We start from the raw sequence: 18115 nt of genomic DNA, 5'->3' as shown, positions 1-18115 counted from the left end.
TAAAACAACATAAAATAATAAAATGGGCGCTGAATGCATCCATAGGCTTCTAAGTATATACCCTTCTGGCTTGAAGTTGGGCTGAGTAACTCACTGCCTGAGATCAAAAAACAGAATATTATGATCCCTAAACTGAGTATTTCCCGTTAGCCTGCTGCTATTGTTTCTTTTTCTTCGACAAAAGTCATCATTCACCACGCAAGATTTTACCGCGCTCCCCTGCTGCTGTTATGCTGGCGGCTTCGACATGATGAGTGACTAAAGGAAAATCCATGACAACCCCTTCTTTTGATAGCGTTGAAGCGCAAGCGAGCTATGGCATTGGTTTACAAATCGGGCAGCAATTACAAGAGTCCGGGCTGGAAGGCTTATTGCCAGAAGCACTGTTGGCAGGTTTGCGTGACGCGATGGGCGGGAATGTCCCCACTGTCCCTGTTGATGTAATACATCGCGCGCTACAAGAAGTGCACGAAAAGGCGGATAAAGTGCGTGTTGAGCGCCAGCAAGCTCTGGTAGAAGAAGGGAAAACTTTCCTGGAAGAGAATGCCAAGCGTGATGATGTCACCACCACCGAATCTGGTTTGCAGTTCTCCGTGTTGCAGGCTGGCGACGGCCCGATCCCATCCCGTCAGGACCGTGTGCGTGTGCACTATACCGGCCGTTTGGTTGATGGCACGGTATTTGATAGCTCAGTTGAACGTGGTCAGCCAGCAGACTTCCCGGTTAGCGGTGTTATCCCTGGTTGGATTGAAGCGTTGACCCTGATGCCGGTTGGCTCCAAATGGAAGCTGTATATCCCACACAATCTGGCTTATGGCGAGCGTGGTGCTGGTGCAACCATCCCACCATTCAGCGCATTGATGTTTGAAGTGGAACTGCTGGAAATTCTGTAATTTCGGCGGATAGTGACATGAGAAAGGGCGACATTATGTCGCCCTTTTGCGTTTATTGAGCCGGACAATAATCTGCAGTGAGGTTATTCGCCACCCAGCGCGCGGGGAAACAGCAAATTATTTTCCAGATGAATATGTTCCATCAGGTCAGTTATGAATTCATTGATACCGGTATAAAGCGCCCGCCAGGTATTACAGGCACCTTCTGGAGGCGTCATATTTTGTGTCAGGTGTTTAACGACTTCCAGCTGTTGCCCTACTGCATCATGCTCAGCTTCCATCACAAATATTGGCCCACCAGCCTGTGACCCCATACCGCGTTTGATCATCGGGAACAGAATTTGCTCCTCTTTGTACATATGCTGGGTGAGTTCTTCTAAAATCGCAGTAAGTTCGGCCGCCAATCCCCGAGGGCATGCTGGTTTTTCACCATGAACACGTTCAACCTTTTCAGCCATTAGAATCAATTCTGGCAGTTGTTCGCGATGGCGGTTGTGATAGCGGCTGATAATAAAATCAATGATGTTCGCCAGCGGTTGTTGTTGCCAATCCTCAGATGATTGCGGCTCGGCTTGCAAGGCACTCAGTTGCGCCTCTAGCTCATCAATGTCCAGATTCAGCTTAGTGGCTGCCCGTAACAGTGTTTGCTTGCCACCACAGCAGAAATCCAACTGATGTTGACGAAATAGTTTTGTTGCCCGTGGAATAGCGATAGCCAAAGCACCGAGAGACTGAGTGCGGTAATCCATGATGACACCTCATTGAGTAATTAACTATCTATAAGATGTATAATAAATGCATGTTATGGTTCGCGATATAGCTCTTAAGAGGTAGGTGATGCAGCAACAGCGCTCGGTAACACGCTGTTGCCAGAGGTTATTTCTTCTGCAAATCGATTTGATAAACCTCAAAACCAATCTCGTCAGTGCCGATTGCTTTCATTGGATATTGTGCTTTCTGCTTAATAAATTCAGCGGCTTTGGCACTTGGCGAGGTTTCAAAACGGATATCCAGTGGTTGCTTACTGTCGATCGCCGCCAGACGCCAGTTGTTATCGGCTTGCGGGGTGACCTGTCCGTGTTTTTGGGTTTCAGCACTGATATAAGCAGATAGTACCGCCCGGTTTTCATCCGGAGAAGCGAAGGCTATATGACGGTCACCGGTACCGGCAAACTTACCGCTGTAGGCACGATAGTTGTTGGTAGCAACCAGGAATGTAGCGTTAGGATCGATAGGTTTGCCGTTAAAAGTCAGGTTTTTAATGCGCTCAGCTTTATCGTTGATCAGCGCACATTCGCCGTCATAACGGGCAGGTTGGCTGACATCAATTTCATATTTAACGCCATCAATGACATCGAAATTATAGGTACGGAAACCATCCCAATTAATCAGTGACTGCGGTTTGCTGCTGTTAACATCAATTTGATTAAATTGCGCGGCGGAGCACTCTAGCCATTGCTTAACCTCAGCGCCGCTGGCTTTTACGACCACCAGAGTATTCGGATAAAGGTACAGATCTGCGGCATTGCGGAAGGTTAGTTGACCTTTTTCTACTTCGACAAAACTAGCTGGGTCATTTTTACGTCCGCCGGCTTTAAAAGGGGCAGCGGCAGAGAGTACGGGCAGATCGGCTAAATCAGGATCGCCCTGAATAAAGTGTTCGGTATAGGCGCGCTGGGCGTTATTAACGATTTGTACCGTTGGATCATCCTGGATCAGCGCGAGATAGCTGTACATATTATCTGCTGCCTTGCCGATCGGCTGACTGACAAAGTCACGGGTACCCTGATGATCAGCCACCAGTACTTTCACCAGACTGGCATTTTCTGCTGCCAGTGATTTTTGCGCTATTTTATCGTAAATAGGGCGGGCTTCAGCCTTGGATTGGGTCACTTGCCATGGGCCTTTATCATTATTCAGCACAAAATCCACCACCCCAAGATGGTCACCCCATTGGCCCGGCATCACCGCCGGAATACCGTTTAAAGTGCCTTGAGCGATATCCGCGCCTTTAATAGCGGCAAAATCTTTGCTTGGGAAGACGGCATGAGCGTGGCCGAACATAATGGCATCGATACCCGCTACCTGGCTGAGGTAATAAACCGAGTTTTCAGCCATGGTCTTATAAGGATCGCTGGAAAGGCCGGAATGTGGAATGGCGACCACCAGATCAGCTCCTTGCTTGCGCATTTCTGGGACCCATTTTTTGGCGGTTTCGGTGATATCGTTAACGGTCACTTTGCCGCTCAAATTAGCTTTATCCCATATCATCACTTGTGGAGGGACAAAACCAATGTAGCCGATGCGCAGGTTATGGGTTTTGCCTGCCCGATCTTTCACTGGTGTGTCGATAATCAAATAAGGCTGGAACAGTGGTTTGTCGGTTTTAACATCAATCACATTAGCATTTACATACGGGAATTTTGCACCAGCCAGTGATTTTTTCAGATAATCCAGGCCGTAGTTAAACTCATGGTTACCGATGTTACCTACCGCATAATCCAGAGTATTCATCGCCTTGTAGACGGGGTGAATCTCTCCGGCTTTTACCCCCTTGGCCGCCATATAGTCGCCAAGCGGGCTGCCCTGAATCAGGTCACCGTTATCCACCAGCACGCTGTTGGTCGCTTGTTTACGCGCGGCTTCTATTAGGCTGGCAGTACGTACCAGACCGAATTTCTCGGTAGGTTTATCCTTGTAGTAATCAAAGTCCATCATATTGCTATGCAGGTCGGTGGTTTCCAAAACCCGTAAATCAACGGTGGCAGCATGTGCTATAGAAACTGAGGTCGCGACAGCAATCAGGCTGGCAAGGAGGGATAACGTCAGCGGACGCTTGATCATGGCTTTCTCCATTAAGATCTATTCGACATGTATCGCAAAAAAATATGTAATTTTAATTAACTGCGACAACAAAGTGTGAAGTTTGGCAGAAAATGCAGCAGGATAACGCGCAGAAGTTCACAGTTACGGTAGGTTAATACCACTGATTTTATTGAAGGTTACTCGACTATCATGGCTATTTGGCGGGGTTCTTATTAGTCTGCCAGATGAGTACACATCATGAGATGATTAATTTTTATTTGGTTTTGCGTTCTAAAATGAATAGAGGGTGAGTGAGAGGTTTCAAATATCACTGTCAATATTCGACATACTCATAATACCAAGGGGTGGATGATGTTAGAGCAAGTTTGCCAGTTAGCTCGCGAGGCCGGCGTGGTGATTATGGCGGTCTATCAGGGTGAGAAACCCCTTAATATGGCCCATAAAAAAGATGATTCACCCGTAACTGAGGCGGATCTGGCGGCTCATCAGATTATCAAAGCTGGATTAGCGGTACTGACTCCCGATATCCCGTTGTTATCTGAAGAAGACCCGCCGTTGTGGACGGTGCGTCAGCACTGGCAACGATACTGGTTGGTGGATCCGCTGGATGGCACCAAAGAGTTTCTGAACCGCAATGGTGAATTTACCGTTAATATTGCGTTGATCGATAAGGGTGAGCCGGTTCTGGGTGTGGTGTATGCCCCAGTGACCGACGTAATGTACAGCGCGGAAAATGGTCAGGCATGGAAAGAGGAATGCGGTCGGCGTATGCAAATTCAAGTCCGTGACGCACTCCTGCCGCTGGTGGTGGTAAGCCGTTCCCACAGCGATGCCGAACTGGAAGATTATTTATCACAGTTGGGCGAACATCAGACTGTCTCAGTGGGCTCATCACTCAAATTTTGTCTGGTAGCTGAAGGAAAGGCACAGTTATACCCCCGTTTCGGGCCAACTAATGTGTGGGATACTGCGGCTGGGCATGCCGTTGCCGTTGCCGCCGGGGCACTGGTGCATGATTGGCAGGGTAAGCCACTGGATTATACCCCGCGTGAATCTTTCCTGAACCCCGGCTTCAGAGTGTCGTTATTCTAGTATTATTATGGCTTCACAAGTTGGTGTAGTTGGTCGATGACCTGCTGTACCTCTTGTGGTGTCAGTGCGCCATCTTTGACGAATTTAACCTTTCCTTGTGGATCCAGCACCACAATGGCGGAGCCTTTTTCTGCTAAGCCCCAAGCCTTCTTCACATTACCGTTGCTGTCGACCACAAATTGTGACCAGGGGAATTCGCGCTTATTACTCTCAATACTGTTGCGTACAAACATGGCAGTACCAATGATGGCGTCATCGGTATTGACGATTGTCGTCGTTTGGTAATGTTCGTGTGGCAGATTAGCCTGCTTTATGGCTTCCACCAAGGGGGCATTCAGCTCTTTTGCCGAAGTGCGGCCCGCGATGTGTTGGATCACTCGCACTTTGCCGGGCAGTTGCGAGCTATTCCAGTTTTTATAGCTAAACTGATCAGTAGCCTTATCATAATTTAACTCGCCTTTATCGCTGACACCCACTGGCGGCACTCTTTGGTCGATTTGAAGGGTATGAGCAGCGGCTAATAACGGTGTAAGCAGTAGCGACAGTATCAGCAGGCTATTTTTTATCATGTTATATCCTTATGAAGAAGGGAGGGTCTTATCCCTGAAATCGGGTAAGTTCCCCAATAATAGGTGCAGATCAGAGGTCTGTCCTGTTCGCTGAAAAGATTTATTCCCGGTAGTTATTAGATGGTTATTCTGCTAATAAGCCTCATCTTTCCTTTTTTATTCTGTAATATTATGTAAATCCAGCATCAATGACTGATTTTGTGGGAACTTAAGCCGATACTCTAGGTCTATTACTCTGCAATTATCTTACGTTACCTGTGATCTTGGTCGCGAAGGCGCGAAAGAGTATGTATTGGTGTTACGGGAGGAAAGTAAAATAATGAGGATCTTCCAGCGTTACAACCCGGCTAAAGTGGCGATGTATGTCAAAACACTTTTCCGTGGGAGGCTGTATATCAAAGATATGGGGGCTTTTGAGTTCGACAAAGGCAAAATTTTGATCCCGAAAGTTAAGGATAAGCGCCACTTTGAAGTGATGTCAGAAGTTAATCAGCAAGTGATGCGTTTGCAAGCAGATACCCTTCTTACACAATGACTTTGGGTATAGATTTACCCCCGAACAGAATTAATCGCGGCCCCTATTTAGGGGCCGTTAATGTTTTAAATCATAATTAATTCAAACTGTTACTACGCATCACTGCTTTCGTGCGGCGCTTTTGGCAGTATTGGCGCTGGCAGGTCACTGATTTTGGTCACCAGTAGCTGATCGATTTTGTAACTATCGATATCCACCACTTCAAATTTGTAACCCGCATATTTGACAAAATCGGTGCGCTTTGGAATTTTGCGCAGCATATACATCATAAACCCCCCTATGGTTTCGTAATTTCCAGACTGCGGGAATTCATCGATATGCAGCACGCGCATGACATCTTCGATTGGGGTACCGCCCTCAATCAGCCATGAGCTTTCATCACGGGCAACAATTTGCTCTTCCTGCCCCTGGCCGACCAAATCCCCCATCAACGTCGTCATTACGTCATTCAAGGTTATGATCCCAACTACCAAAGCATATTCATTAAGAATGACAGCAAAGTCTTCACCGGCCGTTTTAAAGCTTTCCAGCGCCTCGGAAAGTGTCAGGGTATCTGGCACAATCAGGGCTGAGCGAATTTGTACCCCACTACTCAGTATCAGGCTCTGGTTGCCTAATACCCGGTTCAGCAAGTCTTTGGAGTCAACATAGCCCACCACTTGATCAATCTGACCATCACATACCAGGAATTTTGAATGGGGGTGGGTCGAAATTTTCTCTTTTATGCTGTCTTCACTTTCCCGCAGATCGAAAAAAATCACACTTTCACGTGAGGTCATTGACGAAGGGACAGTGCGTGATTCCAGCTCAAAGACGTTTTCAATCAGTTCGTGTTCTTGTTTACGTAACACCCCGGCTAATGCCCCCGCTTCCACTACCGCATAGATATCATCTGAAGTGATGTCATCATTGCGAACCATTGGTAGCTTGAATAGGCGGAAGATGAGATTTGCCATTCCATTGAAAAACCAAACTAATGGACGACAAATCATTATGCAGAAGCGCATCGGGTTGACGATCCGAACGGCAACCGATTCAGGTGAAATCATACCGATGCGTTTCGGGGTTAAGTCAGCAAATAGAATAAATAAGCTGGTAACCAGAACGAACGAGCAAATAAAGCTCACTTGATCAGCCAGCTCAGGTGACATAAAGCGTTCAAACACCACTCTGAAAGAAGGAGAGAACGCTGCATCACCGACAATACCCCCCAGGATAGCAACGGCGTTCAGGCCAATTTGGACTACGGTGAAGAAAATCCCCGGAGTCTCTTGTAATTTAAGGACGCGAAAGGCGTTGATATCGCCTTCATCCGCCAAAAGTTTTAATTTAATTTTGCGTGAAGCTGCCAGCGAAATCTCAGACAACGAGAAGAAGGCGCTCACGGCGATTAAAAAAAGAATCAGTAAAATACTGTTTAACATAATCTGTCCGTGTCGTACCGACAATAGCGTCGGCGATCGTAAGGAAGGGCCATACGGTTAATTCGGTTAATTCAATTAGTTTCAAGATAACGGCAGAAAGCCGCCATCGGGCTGAGCGAACAGCCCGCATAGTATAGCAGCAGCGGCGAGAGCGCCGCCAGCCCTACAAATCAGGCGGCATACAAACGCCAATGCCACCCAGACCACAATATCCATGCGGATTTTTGTATAAATATTGTTGATGGTCATGCTCGGCATAGTAAAACGGCAATGCAACCGCAATCTCACTGGTGATCGTACGGTGAACACCGGCCTTTTCCATTGCTTGCTGGAACAGGGCTTTACTCTCTTGAGCCTGCATTTCCTGTTCTGGGGTCAAAACATAAATGGCTGAACGATATTGTGTTCCGACATCACCGCCCTGACGCATTCCCTGAGCGGGATCGTGATTTTCCCAGAAAATCTGCAATAGTTGGCGGTAGTTGATGATGGCCGGATCAAAGACAACGCGAACCACTTCTGTATGGGCGGTGCGGCCACTGCAAACTTCATGATAGGTTGGATTCGGCGTATAGCCGCCACAGTAGCCTGCGGCAGTGCTGTAGACTCCGGGTAGTTGCCAGAACAGGCGTTCAACACCCCAGAAGCAGCCCATGGCGAAGATAGCAACGTCCATCCCTTCAGGGATATGAGTCATAGAGTGTTCATTCACCACATGGAGAGTTGCGACGGGCATTGGTGTCAGTCGCCCCGGCAAAGCATTCGCCGCATCAATAACGGTGGTTTTATCAAATTTTTGCACCAAAATAGTCTCCGATGTTTACCGTGAATCTGCAGTTTACAGCAAATCCATAACAAGATGTTTACCGTGAATAGCTATAGACAGTTGTATCTGATGGCGAGTTTGCACACAATAAGAGCCATTCTGCGTTAATGTAGCGGCTTAAGGTAGAGTTTTAGGGGTAACAGGCTTAAATCGGTCTTTAAATGCGGGATGAGTGTTTGCCAGACCATGGTGTCAGTAATGGTCACTATTGCCAAACATTCGTGAGATCGTTTTTACAGGAAAATATACCTAATAGATTTCAAGATACAGGCAGGCGGCAAGCGAATTAATCCCGATGAGCTTACTCAAGTAAGTGATTTGGGTTAGGGAGAGCAGCCAACACAGCTGTAACTTGAAAGATGACGGGTATAAAATTAATTAGGAGTACGCGTGCCACGATACCCTATTCTGTGTTTTTTGTGCATATTGCTCGCCACACCTATTGCCTATGCTGCCTATGCTGCCAATGTGCGGTTGCAGGTTGAGGGTCTTAGCGGGGATTTAGAGAGAAACGTCAGGGCGCGTTTATCAACAATAGGTACTGACGAAATCACATCCGATGGCCGTTTTCGCGCGCGGGTGGATGACGCTATCCGTCAGGGATTGCGTGCTTTAGGCTATTACGACCCTACCATCACTTTCGATTTGCAACAGCGTCCGGCACCTGCTCGTTCAGTTTTAATTGCCAATGTGGTTCCCGGTGAGCCGGTTTTGATTGCGGGTGTGGATATCGTGCTACAAGGCGGGGCGAAAACCGATCCCGACTATCTGGCACTGGTGCGCCGCGATACCCCTAAAATTGGCTCGGTTCTCAATCATGGCGATTTTGATAATTTCACCAGCTCACTGACTGGCTTAGCGTTACGCCGTGGTTATTTCGATGCCAATATGATCAAAAGCCAGTTGGGTGTGGCGGCTGAACTGCGTAAAGCTTTCTGGGATATCGATTTTGACAGCGGGGAGCGTTACCGTTTTGGTAAAGTTATCTTCCAAGGTTCGCAGATCCGTGAGGATTTTCTACAAAATTTAGTGCCCTTTCATGAAGGCGAGTTTTATACCTCTGATGAACTGGCTGAGCTGAACCGCCGTCTGGCGGCAACTAACTGGTTTAACTCGGTGGTGGTTTCACCGGATTTCCGCGAGGCGAGAAAAACCAAAATCCTGCCACTTGATGCGGTTGTGACCCCACGAACAGAAAATACGGTCGAGCTGGGTGGCGGCTATGCTACCGATGTTGGCCCACGTCTGACCGCCAGTTGGCGTAAACCGTGGATGAACGCCTACGGGCACAGCCTGACCACCAGCACTACGCTTTCCGTCCCCGAACAGACATTGGATTTCAGCTATCGTATTCCGCTGTTGAAGAACCCGCTTGAACAGTATTACCTGTTACAGGGCGGGTTTAAACGCACCGATCTGAATGACACAAATTCTGATACCACCACTCTGAACGTAGCCCGGTTCTGGGATCTTTCCAGTGGCTGGAAGCGATCCGTCAACCTGCGTTGGAGTTTGGATCACTTTACTCAAGGTCGTATCACTGATACCACCATGCTGCTGTACCCAGGGGTTAATGTTAGCCGCACTCGTCAGCGGGGGGGGGCAATGCCGGTCTGGGGTGATAGTCAGAACTATTCCATTGATTGGTCTGATACCACATGGGGATCTGACGTGGATTTCGGGATATTCCAGGCGCAAAACGTCTGGATTCGGACTTTGGGTGAGAAAAACCGCTTCGTGGTACGGGGGAATTTAGGCTGGATTGAAACTAATGACTTTAACCGCGTACCGCCCTCATTGCGCTTCTTTGCTGGGGGGGACCGCAGTATTCGTGGCTATAAATTCCGCGATATCTCGCCACGGGATAGCGACGGTAAATTGACCGGTGCCTCTAAACTGGCAACCGGCACGCTCGAATATCAATATAACGTCACGGGCCGATGGTGGGGGGCGGTATTTGTTGATTCGGGTGAAGCGGTTAATGATATTCGCAAGAGTGATTTAAAAACCGGTGCTGGGGTCGGGGTGCGTTGGGCTTCTCCGGTCGGTCCAATCAAGTTGGATATCGCGAAACCTATTGGTGATAACCAAGCACATGGCGTGCAATTTTATATCGGTTTGGGGCCTGAACTATGATTTTGGTAAAGGGACAGCGGTGGATAAAGAGACTCAGTATCGCATTTCTGCTCATTATCCTGCTGCTGGTAGGGGCTTTGGCGGGGTTGCTGGGTACCACCAGTGGGTTGCATTTTGTTATCAACAGCGCCGCTCGTTGGGTTCCTGGCCTGGATATTGCCAGTGTCAGTGGTGGTTGGCGTGACCTCCGGCTTCAAGGCATTCAGTATCAAATGCCGGGTGTCACCGTTAAAGCAGGGCAGTTTAATCTGTCATTACAGCTCTCTTGTCTCAAGCGTAGCGAGTTGTGCGTTAATGCACTGACAGCACAAGATGTGGATGTGGTGGTGGATACCAAAGCCATGCCGCCAGCGGCAGAAGCGCCGGCCAGCACGGAGCCTATGGGCGAACTGAGTACCCCGTATCCCATTACCTTACGTTTGCTGTCGCTGAATAATGTCAAAGTGACTATTGATGACACCGCGATTTCGCTGGATGAATTCCGTACAGGTGCGCATTGGCAACAGCGCGCACTGACACTGATGCCAACCAAAATCAGTGGGTTATTGATAGCATTGCCAAAAACGGTGCCAGTGATCGCCCCCGATGCGGCCAAGCCGGTGGTTGAAACCGCTATCGCCGTAAAAGAAGTTGCTGAGCAGCAGGCGGCATCCGCAAAGCAGGAAGCCCAACTGGGTGAAACCTTAAAGGCGCTGTTTGCCAAACCATTGCTGCCAGCGTTACCCGATTTCCGTTTGCCACTGGATGTGCAGATTAAAGAGATATCAGGGCAACAACTCCGGCTGACTGGCGATACCGATGTGCTTATCAGTAGCCTCTTATTGCAAGCCAGTACGCAAGAAAACCGGATAACGCTGGATACGCTGGATATCAAATCGCCACAGGGTGGGCTGTCAGCCCATGGTGAGGCTACGCTGGCTGATAACTGGCCGCTGAGTATGGTGATCAACGGTGCGCTGAATATCGAGCCACTGAAAGGTGAGAAAATGAAGCTGACGGTGGGTGGCGCATTACGCGATCAACTTAAGCTAGCACTCAATCTATCTGGCCCGGTGAGTGCGCAACTGGATGCAGAAACTTCGCTGGCACAGGCAGGCTTACCATCGGCCTTGACCCTGCAAAGCAAGCAATTGCGTTGGCCTTTGGCCGGTGAAGCTCAATATCAAATCAATAATCTTCGTATGCGACTTAACGGGCAGGCGACAGATTATGCGCTCTCAATCCGCTCAGACTTCAAAGGCACTGACTTACCACCGGCGGCATTCACGCTGGATGGCAAAGGCAATGTCGAGCAATTCAATCTGACACGCCTACGTTTGGCGGCGTTGCAAGGTAACACTGACCTGACCGGTGTGGTGGATTGGAGTAAAGCTATCAGTTGGAACGCGGTATTAACCCTGTCGGGCATTAACACCGCGCGGCAGTGGCCGGATTGGCCAGCAAAACTGGATGGCAAGATTGTGACTCGCGGCAGTATCCATGGTGGCAGTTGGCAATTACAGGTGCCGGAGCTGACGCTGGACGGCAATGTGAAACAAAATCGCGTCACTGCGCGCGGTTCATTGACCGGCAATGCGGCGGGTCAGTGGCATATTCCGGGCATCAATCTGGCATTAGGGCGCAATAAGCTGGATGTCAAAGGCGACCTTAATGATAACTGGCTGCTGGATGCCAATATCGATGCGCCGCAACTCGATGGGGCGTTGCCGGGGTTGGGCGGTGTGGTGAAAGGGACGCTGAAATTACGCGGGAACCTGAAAGCGCCACAACTGCTGGCTGATCTGACTGCCAGCCGTCTGCAATGGCAGGAACTGACCATTAACCTGGTTAAGATTGATGGCGACGTTCGTTCAACGGATCAAATTCAGGGCCAGTTGGCTATTAGAGTCGAGCAACTCAAGCAAGCTGATTTGGTGGTCAGTCTCTTGACGTTAGATGCCCGGGGCAGTGAAAAACAGCATCAGTTGCGCCTGAATATGCAGGGCGAACCCGTGTCCGGCCAATTGGCGTTGGAAGGCAGTTTCGACCGTCAGCAAGAGCGCTGGCGCGGTACGCTGAATAACACGCGCTTCGATACGCCGGTAGGTGAATGGCAACTAAGCCGTGCGATGACCTTGGATTACCAAAATACCTTACAGCGGGTCACCATTGGGCCGCATTGTTGGCTTAATCCAAACGCGGAGCTTTGTGTCCCAAGGGCGATTGAGGCTGGCCCTGACGGGCAGGCGAGTGTGGTACTCAATCGTTTTGATTTAGCCATGATAAAACCGTTTCTTGGCCCGGATACCACCCTGAGTGGGGTGTTCACTGGCCGGGCAGATGTCAGTTGGAAAGCCGGAGGCAGCTTGCCGGATGTACGAGTATCGCTCAGTGGTAACGGCGTCAAAGTACAACAAATGGTGCAGGGTAACCCGCTGCCCATTGCTTTTGAAACACTGAATCTGAATGGCGGCCTAACCAATGGGCAGGTGCGAGCCGACTGGCTGATTAAACTGGTGAATAATGGTCAATTCACTGGTCAGGTGCAGGTCGCTGATCCAGAAGGGCGGCGTAACTTATCCGGTAACATTGCTATCAGTAATATCTCGTTGGCAATGATTAATCCGATACTGGGTGATGGTGAAAAAGCCGCTGGCATATTAAACGCAAACTTACGTTTGGGCGGCAATGCGAAAAGCCCATTAGTCTTTGGCCGACTGGCGCTGGATAATGTGGATGTCGATGGTAGCTGGATGCCATTTGATATTACCGAAGGGCGTTTGGTGATGAATTTCGACGGTATGACTTCGACGCTGGAAGGCTTGATCCGTACCTCGCAAGGGCAGCTTAATCTCTCTGGTGATGCCGATTGGCGTGACATCAATGCCTGGCGTGCGCGCATCGCGGCCAAAGGCAATAAGTTGCGGGTCACGGTTCCGCCGATGGTGCGGATTGATGTGTCACCGGACATTGTCTTTGAGGCGACACCACAGTTGTTTACCCTCAACGGGTCAGTGGATATCCCATGGGCACGAATAACCGTGCAGGACGTGCCCGAAAGCGCAGTGGGTGTTTCGCCGGACGAGGTGATGCTCAATAACGATCTGAAGCCTATTTCGCCACAAACAGCCAGTATACCGATTAACAGTAATCTGGTTATTAGGGTGGGTAACGACGTCCGCCTAAATGCATTTGGCCTGAAAGCCCGCTTGCAGGGCGATTTGATAATGGTACAAGATCAGCGAGGTTTGGGGCTGAACGGGCAAATTAATATTCCGTCCGGCAGCTTCCGTGCTTATGGTCAGGATTTGATTGTTAATAAAGGGGTATTGCTGTTCTCCGGCCCAGCGGACCAACCATTACTCAATATTGAAGCGATACGAAATCCTGATGCTACGGCTGATGGTGTGACCGCCGGTGTGCGAGTTACCGGTATGGCAGATGCACCACGGTTGGACGTGTTCTCAGACCCGGCCATGTCCCAGCAGGAAGCGTTATCTTATCTGCTGCGCGGCCAGGGGCTGGGCAATTCAGGGGCAGACAGTGGCCTGATGACCTCTATGCTGATTGGCATGGGGGTGGCACAAAGCGGTAAACTTGTGGGTAAAATCGGCGAGGCATTTGGTGTCAGTAACCTGGCTCTGGATACACAAGGTGTTGGTGATAGCTCACAAGTGGTTGTCAGTGGTTATGTCACCAAAGATCTGCAAGTAAAATACGGTGTAGGTATATTTGACTCGCTAGCTACGTTAACATTACGTTATCGGTTGATGCCCAGGTTGTATCTGGAAGCGGTGTCTGGTATTGATCAGGCATTAGATGTGCTTTATCAGTTTGAGTTCTAACAATGCGAATTATTGTCTACGGCAGTTTACGGCGCAAGCAAGGTAATAGTCATTGGATGACGGACGCCCAGTGGTTGGGTGAACATGATCTGGAAGGCTTTGAGATGTATAACTTAGGCCATTATCCAGCGGTTGTCCCTAGAGACGGCACCGTGCATTGTGAAGTTTACCGAATTAATTCATCGATTATGAATGAGTTAGATGAACTTAAAAGTAATACCAAGGATTACCGGCGTGAGCTGATCCAGACGCCTTATGGCAGTGCATGGATCTACATTTATCGTTTACCGATCAAAGGGTTACCCCGTATTTACAGTGGCGACTGGCTCAAGCGACATGAAGAAAATGATAAGCCGTAACGTTAAACTGTAATCAAAAAAACACCGCTCAATGAGCGGTGTTTTTTGCGATGCGACACAGAGAATTACTTCTTCGCACGCTCGAAGGAGGACACTATCTCGGCTTTAGCAGCGGCAGCATCTTCCCAACCGTCAACTTTCACCCACTTACCGGCTTCCAAATCTTTGTAATGCTCAAAGAAGTGTTTGATCTGTGCTTTCATCAATTCTGGCAGATCTTGCACGTCTTTAATGTGATCGTATTCTTTAGTCAGTTTGCTATGTGGAACCGCGACCAACTTGGCATCTTCGCCTGCTTCGTCAGTCATTTTCAACACGCCAACCGGGCGGCAACGAATAACTGAACCTGGCTGCAATGGATACGGCGTTGGTACCAGCACATCAACCGGGTCCCCATCTAATGACAAGGTGTTGTTGATGTAACCATAGTTGCATGGATAGAACATGGCAGTAGACATGAAGCGGTCTACAAACAGAGAACCAGTCTCTTTATCGATTTCATATTTGATCGGGGAAGCGTTAGCAGGGATTTCGATCACAACATAAATATCTTCTGGCAGGTCTTTACCTGCAGGTACGTCGTTCAAGCTCATGTAGGTTTCCTTTTATCAAACCAGAAATGGAGTGCTGGCTATTATAGCCAAAACACCCTCAAAGTACTCCCATTTTTCGGGCTTGTTACCAGTAACAATATGCTATCGGCACACTGGCTTTAGCCAAACGCGCAATGATTTACGTAGATAAACCAGCAAGTTCTGCATGAATTCCATTTAAAAAAAACAGCAGCTCATGGGCCGCTGTTGTCGATTTCAGTATAACTGCTGAACCAGTGCAAATTACTGGGCTTCTTCATCCGGGAAACTAGCAATAAAATATTCTGCTTTTTCTACCATGGATGTGGTACCGACGAAGAAAGGTGCGCGCTGATGCAGTTTCTCTGGCACGATATCCAGAATGCGGTTCACCCCATCCGTCGCCTTACCACCGGCTTGTTCTGCCAGGAAGGCCATAGGGTTGCATTCGTACAGTAAACGGAGTTTCCCTTGAGGGTGGCTGGCGGTGCTTGGGTAAATATAAATCCCGCCTTTCAACAGGTTACGGTGGAAATCGGCAACCAGTGAACCAATGTAGCGCGAGGTATACGGGCGCTTGGTGGCTTCATCTTGCTCCTGGCAGTACTTGATGTATTTCTTCACACCCAGCGGGAATTTAATGTAGTTCCCTTCGTTGATGGAATACATGCAACCGGTTGCGGGGTAACTAACTTCTTCGTGGGATAAACAGAAAACACCCAGCGACGGATCATAAGTGAAGGCATGAACACCACAGCCGGTGGTATACACCAGCATGGTTGAAGAACCATAGACCACATAACCCGCAGCAACTTGTTTGGTGCCCGGTTGCAGGAAGTCTGCTTCAGTAATCTCTGTCCCACATGGGGTAATGCGGCGGTAGATAGAGAAAATAGTACCGACGGAGACATTCACGTCAATATTGGAGGATCCATCCAGCGGATCCATCAGAACCACATATTTGGCATTCTTTGCTCGCTCACCCTTAAAGATAACAATGTCATCTTCTTCTTCGGACGCGATACCGGCAACTTCGCCGCGTGCTTTTAGCGCCGCTTTCAATTTTTCATTAGCAAACAGATCCAGTTTCATCTGGTCTTCGCCCTGAATATTGGAAACACCACTGGTACCTAAAATATCAACCAGGCCGGCTTTATTGATATCGCGATGAATGATCTTTGCGCCGAGTTTGATTGCTGATAGTAATGAAGTTAATTCGCCGGTGGCGTGAGAGAAATCTTGCTGTTTCTCGACGATGAATTCGCCTAACGTTTTCATGACACAATCCCTGAATCTACGGTTAAATATCGATTTAATAACACACAATTTATCTGATAGTAGCAGTGTAGCCCAAAGGTAAGATTGATTCATAGGCAATTCCATTTCTTCTCTTTGATTCTGAGCGGTAGAATGGCGTCAAACTCGAAGCTTATTAATACGGAAAATTTATGCGCATTCACATATTAGGTATCTGCGGCACTTTTATGGGCGGCCTGGCAATGCTTGCTCGTTCATTAGGTCATGAAGTGACGGGAGCGGATGCTAACGTGTATCCACCGATGAGCACGTTGTTGGAGAATCAAGGGATCGACTTGATCCAGGGATATGATCCGGCTCAACTGGATCCAGCACCGGATTTGGTCATTATTGGCAATGCCATGACCCGTGGTAACCCTTGTGTTGAAGCCGTATTAGAACAAGGCATTCCTTATGTTTCCGGCCCGCAATGGTTACATGACCATGTGTTGCCAGAGCGTTGGGTATTGGCCGTGGCCGGTACCCACGGTAAAACCACCACTGCGGGAATGGTAGCCTGGATACTGGAAGCCTGTGGTTATGAACCTGGTTTTGTGATTGGTGGGGTGCCCGGTAATTTTGATGTCTCCGCCCGTTTAGGCAATAGTCCGTTCTTTGTGATTGAAGCGGATGAATATGATTGTGCCTTCTTCGATAAGCGCTCTAAATTTGTTCACTACAGTCCAAGAACGCTGGTCATGAATAATCTTGAGTTCGATCATGCTGATATCTTTGACGATCTTAAAGCTATCCAGAAGCAATTCCATCATCTGGTGCGTTTAGTCCCAGGGAAAGGCAAAATTATCGTGCCGGATAATGACAATCATTTGAAGCAAGTGATGGCAATGGGATGCTGGAGTGAACAAGAACTCGTTGGTGAAACGGGCAGTTGGTATGCGCGTAAAGTGTCGACTGATGCCAGTGTCTATGAAGTGTTTCTCAATAATCAATTAGTGGGTGAAGTCAGTTGGTCACTGTTGGGCGAACACAATATGCATAACGGGTTGATGGCTATCGCCGCAGCTCGCCATGTGGGGGTCTTGCCCGCGGATGCTTGCCGGGTTCTGGGGGATTTTATTAATGCCCGTCGCCGGTTGGAATTGCGTGGTGAAGCTCATGGCGTCACGGTTTATGATGATTTTGCTCATCATCCCACTGCTATCCTCGCCACTTTGGCGGCACTGCGTAGCAAAGTGGGTGGAACCGCACGGATTTTGGCCGTTCTAGAGCCGCGTTCTAACACGATGAAATTAGGGTTATGCAAAAATGAGTTGGCCCCTTCACTAGGCAGGGCGGATGAAGTGTTTCTGTTCCAGCCACAGCATATCCCTTGGCAGGTGGTGGAAGTGGCCGAGGCTTGTATTCAGCCTGCGCATTGGAGTGCTGATATTGATACGTTAGTCGATATGATTATGAAAACTGCCCAACTGGGCGATCACATTCTGGTGATGAGCAACGGTGGTTTTGGTGGTATTCACGACAAGCTATTGAGTGCTCTGAGTAAAAAAGCAGAGTAGAGCGCTCAGTCTCAGGATTAAGCCGGATAAAAAAGCCCCCGCATAGCGGGGGAAAAGGGGTCGTCGGATAGACGACGAGGGATTATTCTTGCGTGGCACCGGCTTAATTCACCGATTCAGCCAATATCTTGTCTCAACCAATACACTACCCAATAGGTTGAAAGTTAATATTTATCTTTATTTTCAGCATATTGAATAAACCATCTCCCATACTTAGAAAGTATGCCTCGGTGATCGGGGCATTTA

14 protein-coding genes are annotated in these 18115 nt (G+C 48.7%); 7 read left to right on the top strand and 7 right to left on the bottom strand.

What is annotated here, in order from left to right:
- Positions 1 to 272: 272 nt before the first annotated feature.
- Positions 273 to 893, top strand: coding sequence for a peptidylprolyl isomerase (locus tag AEP37_RS11690; protein WP_049613469.1), 621 nt, complete (start codon positions 273 to 275; stop codon positions 891 to 893).
- An 83-nt stretch (positions 894 to 976) separates the two neighbouring features.
- Here AEP37_RS11690 and ytfE read toward each other — a convergent pair whose 3' ends face one another.
- Positions 977 to 1642, bottom strand: a complete 666-nt coding sequence (gene ytfE / locus AEP37_RS11685; protein ID WP_049613468.1) for an iron-sulfur cluster repair protein YtfE — start codon at positions 1640 to 1642, stop codon at positions 977 to 979.
- Positions 1643 to 1769: 127 nt separating this feature from the next.
- Positions 1770 to 3749, bottom strand: coding sequence for a bifunctional 2',3'-cyclic-nucleotide 2'-phosphodiesterase/3'-nucleotidase (locus tag AEP37_RS11680; RefSeq protein ID WP_049613467.1), 1980 nt, complete (start codon positions 3747 to 3749; stop codon positions 1770 to 1772).
- A gap of 321 nt (positions 3750 to 4070) precedes the next feature.
- Here AEP37_RS11680 and cysQ point away from each other — a divergent pair, with 321 nt between their 5' ends.
- A complete protein-coding gene (cysQ, locus tag AEP37_RS11675; RefSeq protein WP_049613466.1) occupies positions 4071 to 4811 on the top strand; it encodes a 3'(2'),5'-bisphosphate nucleotidase CysQ in 741 nt (246 codons plus the stop codon).
- Positions 4812 to 4816: 5 nt separating this feature from the next.
- Here the strand turns inward: cysQ and AEP37_RS11670 are convergent, their stop codons facing one another.
- A complete protein-coding gene (locus AEP37_RS11670) occupies positions 4817 to 5380 on the bottom strand; it encodes a YtfJ family protein (protein ID WP_049613465.1) in 564 nt (187 codons plus the stop codon).
- A gap of 319 nt (positions 5381 to 5699) precedes the next feature.
- Between AEP37_RS11670 and AEP37_RS11665 the strand changes: the two genes are divergently transcribed.
- Complete coding sequence (locus AEP37_RS11665; protein ID WP_049613464.1) at positions 5700 to 5915, top strand: DUF1107 domain-containing protein; 216 nt, start codon at positions 5700 to 5702, stop codon at positions 5913 to 5915.
- A 92-nt stretch (positions 5916 to 6007) separates the two neighbouring features.
- On the opposite strand, the gene AEP37_RS11660 is transcribed toward AEP37_RS11665, so the two are convergent.
- Positions 6008 to 7339: a hemolysin family protein gene (locus tag AEP37_RS11660; protein WP_049613463.1), complete on the bottom strand. Its 1332-nt coding sequence runs from the start codon at positions 7337 to 7339 to the stop codon at positions 6008 to 6010.
- A 163-nt stretch (positions 7340 to 7502) separates the two neighbouring features.
- Positions 7503 to 8141, bottom strand: coding sequence for a peptide-methionine (S)-S-oxide reductase MsrA (msrA, locus tag AEP37_RS11655; RefSeq protein WP_049613462.1), 639 nt, complete (start codon positions 8139 to 8141; stop codon positions 7503 to 7505).
- Between the two features lie 414 nt (positions 8142 to 8555).
- Here msrA and tamA point away from each other — a divergent pair, with 414 nt between their 5' ends.
- The 3 genes from tamA to AEP37_RS11640 are packed head-to-tail and all read left to right on the top strand — an operon-like array spanning position 8556 to position 14484.
- Positions 8556 to 10301: an autotransporter assembly complex protein TamA gene (gene tamA, locus AEP37_RS11650; RefSeq protein WP_049613461.1), complete on the top strand. Its 1746-nt coding sequence runs from the start codon at positions 8556 to 8558 to the stop codon at positions 10299 to 10301.
- The gene (gene tamB, locus AEP37_RS11645) at positions 10298 to 14125 is read left to right on the top strand and encodes an autotransporter assembly complex protein TamB (RefSeq protein WP_049613460.1); all 3828 of its coding nucleotides are present in this window, start codon (positions 10298 to 10300) and stop codon (positions 14123 to 14125) included. Before tamA ends, tamB begins: the two co-directional genes overlap by 4 nt.
- Before the next feature lie 2 nt (positions 14126 to 14127).
- Positions 14128 to 14484: a gamma-glutamylcyclotransferase family protein gene (locus AEP37_RS11640; RefSeq protein WP_049613459.1), complete on the top strand. Its 357-nt coding sequence runs from the start codon at positions 14128 to 14130 to the stop codon at positions 14482 to 14484.
- Positions 14485 to 14549: 65 nt separating this feature from the next.
- Here AEP37_RS11640 and ppa read toward each other — a convergent pair whose 3' ends face one another.
- Both ppa and fbp read right to left on the bottom strand, forming a co-directional pair.
- The gene (gene ppa / locus AEP37_RS11635) at positions 14550 to 15077 is read right to left on the bottom strand and encodes an inorganic diphosphatase (RefSeq protein ID WP_049613458.1); all 528 of its coding nucleotides are present in this window, start codon (positions 15075 to 15077) and stop codon (positions 14550 to 14552) included.
- Positions 15078 to 15320: 243 nt separating this feature from the next.
- Entirely contained in the window at positions 15321 to 16334 is a 1014-nt protein-coding gene (gene fbp / locus AEP37_RS11630) for a class 1 fructose-bisphosphatase (RefSeq protein WP_049613457.1), read from the bottom strand.
- A gap of 170 nt (positions 16335 to 16504) precedes the next feature.
- Here fbp and mpl point away from each other — a divergent pair, with 170 nt between their 5' ends.
- Positions 16505 to 17869, top strand: a complete 1365-nt coding sequence (mpl, locus tag AEP37_RS11625) for a UDP-N-acetylmuramate:L-alanyl-gamma-D-glutamyl-meso-diaminopimelate ligase (protein WP_049613456.1) — start codon at positions 16505 to 16507, stop codon at positions 17867 to 17869.
- The last annotated feature ends 246 nt before the right edge of the window (positions 17870 to 18115 follow it).

It is taken from the genome of Yersinia pekkanenii, from assembly GCF_001152565.1.
GTDB lineage: Bacteria > Pseudomonadota > Gammaproteobacteria > Enterobacterales > Enterobacteriaceae > Yersinia > Yersinia pekkanenii.
This window is presented reverse-complemented; position numbering and strand designations above follow the sequence as displayed.